Source organism: Streptomyces solincola (assembly GCF_002982015.1).
Lineage (GTDB): Bacteria > Actinomycetota > Actinomycetes > Streptomycetales > Streptomycetaceae > Streptomyces > Streptomyces solincola.
In genome coordinates this window covers 1-3,431 of the sequence record NZ_PVLV01000636.1, presented here as the reverse complement: position 1 = coordinate 3,431, position 3,431 = coordinate 1, and the positions used below count along the sequence as shown (strand labels likewise).

The window sequence follows — 3,431 nt, the reverse complement described above, 5'->3', positions numbered from 1 at the left end:
GAGCACCTTCTTCCCGCTGCCCTTCCCGTCCTCGGGCGCGGGCGGAATCGCCCGCGCCCGAGGACGGGAAGGGCAGCGGGAAGAAGGTGCTCACCGTCGCCGTCTCGCAGAGCGTCGACTCACTGAGCCCGTTCCTCGCCCAGCGGCTGGTCTCCACCACCATCCACAAGCTGGCCTACGAGAACCTGACCAACTACGACGCCAAGGACGCCCGGCCGATCCCCGGGCTCGCCACCGCCTGGAAGGCGTCGGCTGACAAGCTGACCTGGACGTTCACCATCCGCGAGGGCACCACGTGGTCCGACGGGAAGCCGGTGACCGCCGAGGACGCCCGGTGGACGTTCCACACGATGATGACCGACGAGAACGCGGCCACCGCCAACGGCAGCTTCACCGCGAACTTCGCGAAGGTCGCGGCGCCCGACGCGCGCACCCTGGTGGTGACGCTGAGGAAGCCGCAGGCCAACATGGTCGCGCTGGACGTGCCCATCCTGCCCAAGCACGTCTGGGAGAAGGTCGGCGACTTCTCGAAGTACAACAACGACAAGAGCTTCCCCGTCGTCGGCAACGGGCCGTTCGTCGTCTCCGAGTACAAGGTCGACCAGTACGTGCGGCTGACGCCCAACCAGTCGTTCTGGCGCGGGGCGCCCAAGTTCGACGAGCTGGTGCTGCGCTACTACAAGGACGGCGACGCGGCGGTGGCCGCGCTGCGCAAGGGCGAGGTCTCCTTCGTCCCCAACCTCACCCCCGCTCAGGCCGCCTCCCTGGGCTCGGCGGAGAACGTCAAGGTGAACGACGCCCCCGGCCGGCGCTTCTACGCGCTGGCGACCAATCCGGGGGCCCGGGCCAGGGACGGGAAGAAGTTCGGCAACGGGCATCCGGCGCTGCTGGACCCGGCCGTGCGGCGGGCGCTGTTCCTGGCCGTGGACCGGCGGGCCATCGTGGAGAAGGTCTTCCAGGGCCACGCCGCCGAGGGCGAGGGCTACATCCCGCCGCGCTTCTCGACGTACTTCTGGAAGCCGGAGGGGGCGCAGCGGATCGGCCACGACCCGGCGGAGGCGGCCCGGCTCCTGGACAAGGCGGGCTACCGGAAGAACGCGGCCGGCAAGCGGACGGGCAAGGACGGCCGGCCGCTGGACCTGCGGATCCTGTGCCACGCCACCGACCCCAACGACAAGGCGGTCGGCAAGTACCTCCAGGAGTGGTGGGGCGAGCTGGGCGTCGGCCTGGAGGTCCAGTGCCTGGACAACGTGTCCGACCCGTGGCTGAAGGGCGACTACGACCTGGCGTTCGACGGCTGGTCGGTCAACCCGGACCCCGACTTCGTGCTGTCCATCCACACCTGCGCGGCGCTGCCCGCCACCCCGAAGGACACCGGGGCGACCGACAACTTCATCTGCGACAAGCGCTACGACGGGCTGTACGCACGCCAGGCGGTGGAGTACGACCCCGCCAAGCGGGCGGATCTGGTGCGGGACATGCAGTCCCGGCTGTACGACACCGGGTACATGAACGTCATGGCGTACCCCAACGCGGTCGAGGCGTACCGCACCGACCAGATCGCGTCCGTGACCACGATGCCGGCGGCGGCCGGGAACATCTGGGGGCAGGACGGCTACTGGAGCTGGTGGTCGGCCGTCCCGGCGGCCGGTGACGGCGCGGCCGGCGCCGGTGCTTCCGCTTCCGGCTCCCGGACCGGCGTCCTGATCGGGATCGGCGCGGCGGTGGGCGCCGCGGTGGCGGTCGGCGGGGTGCTGGCGATGCGCCGGCGCGCGGGCGCCGACGAGCGCGAGTAGGCGCCGGTGACCACCGCACCCGCGGCCGGCACGCTCAAGGAGCCCGGAGCGCCGGCCGCCGTCGCCTCGGGCCGCCGGGGGCCGCTGGCCGGCGGCTATCCGCGTTATCTGGCGGGCAAGCTCGGCGGGGCGGCGGCCTCGCTGCTCGCCGTGCTCGTCACCAGCTTCTTCCTGTTCCGGATCGTGCCCGGCGACCCGGTCAAGGCGATGACGCACGGCATGCCGACCTCCGCCGAGCAGCTCGCGACGCTGCGCCGGCAGTTCGGGCTCGACCTGCCGCTGTGGCAGCAGTTCACCGACTACTGCGGCCGGGCGCTCACCGGGGACCTGGGCGCCTCGTACCAGTTCCGGGCGCCGGTCGGGGAGCTGATCGCCGAGCGGCTGCCGGCCACCCTGCTGCTGACCGGGACGGCCGTGGTGCTGTACTCGGCGCTCGGGCTGTGGCTGGGCACCCGGGCGGCCTGGCGGCACGGCGGGCCGGCCGACAAGCTGCACACCGGGGTGGCGCTGACCCTGTGGTCGGTGCCGTCGTTCTGGCTGGGACTGCTGCTGATCATCGTCTTCTCGGTGGGGATGGGCCCGATCCCGGGGCTGTTCCCGACCGGCGGGATGGAGTCGGGCGGCGAGAGCGGCCTCGGCTACGTGCTGGACGTGGGGCACCACCTGGTGCTGCCGGTGCTGACGCTCGTCGCGGTCGGGTACGCGCAGACGCTGCTGGTGATGCGCTCCTCGCTGCTGGACGAGATGGGCGGCGACTATCTGACCACCGCGCGGGCCAAGGGGCTGCGGGACGACGACGTACGCCGCCGGCACGCCGTGCCGAACGCGCTGCTGCCGACCGTGACCATGGTCTTCATCAATCTGGGCCATGTGGTGGCCGGTTCGATCCTGGTGGAGACGGTGTTCTCCTGGCCCGGGCTCGGCGGGCTGTTCTACCAGGCGCTCTCGGTGCCCGATCTGCCGCTGGTGCAGGGGCTGTTCGTGGTCTTCGCCGGGGCGATGATCGTGATGAACCTGCTGGCCGACCTGCTGTATCCGGTGCTCGATCCGAGGGTGGGGCGATGAGCGAGACGGCGGGGACGGAGCGGGCGGTCGGTGGGACCTCGCTGGCGTGGGTACGTCGGCGGGAGTCGGCGGCGCGGTTCTGGCGCGGCTACCGGGCGCACCGCTCGGGGCTGTACGGGCTGGCGGCGCTGGCGCTGATCGGGCTGGCCGCGCTGGCGGCCCCGTTGCTGGTGGGCGGGGACGTGCAGAGCGTGACGCGGGCGGAGGGCGGGGCGCTGGAGCCGCCGAGCGCCGCGTTCTGGCTGGGCACCGACCAGTTCGGGCGCTCGCTGCTGGGGCTGCTGGTGTGGGGGGCGCGGGTCTCGCTGGCGGTGGGGTTGCTGGCGGCGGGCCTGTCGGTGGCGATCGGGGCGGTGGTGGGCATCGCGGCCGGGCACTTCGGCGGCTGGTTTGCCACCGTGGGGATGCGGGGGACCGACTGGTTCCTGGGGATGCCGGCGCTGGTGCTGGCGATCGTGCTGGCCACGGTGCTGTCCCGGAGCATGTGGGAGGGGGGGCTGGCGATCGGCATCACGCGCCGGTCGACGACCGCCCGGCGGGTGCGGGGGGCGCACATCGCGGTGGAGGCCC

The 3,431-nt window shown here is 72.5% G+C and carries 3 protein-coding genes; all 3 read left to right on the top strand.

The genetic code is table 11. From position 1 onward, the window contains the following. A partial coding sequence (locus C6N75_RS28555; protein ID WP_105871745.1) for an ABC transporter substrate-binding protein occupies positions 1 to 1,796 on the top strand: 1,796 nt, incomplete at its 5' end. A 6-nt stretch (positions 1,797 to 1,802) separates the two neighbouring features. Then, entirely contained in the window at positions 1,803 to 2,861 is a 1,059-nt protein-coding gene (locus tag C6N75_RS28550; protein ID WP_407703287.1) for an ABC transporter permease, read from the top strand. Beyond that, positions 2,858 to 3,431 (top strand): ABC transporter permease (locus tag C6N75_RS28545; protein WP_146132706.1); only part of this gene is annotated, 574 nt, incomplete at its 3' end. The genes C6N75_RS28550 and C6N75_RS28545, both read left to right, overlap by 4 nt.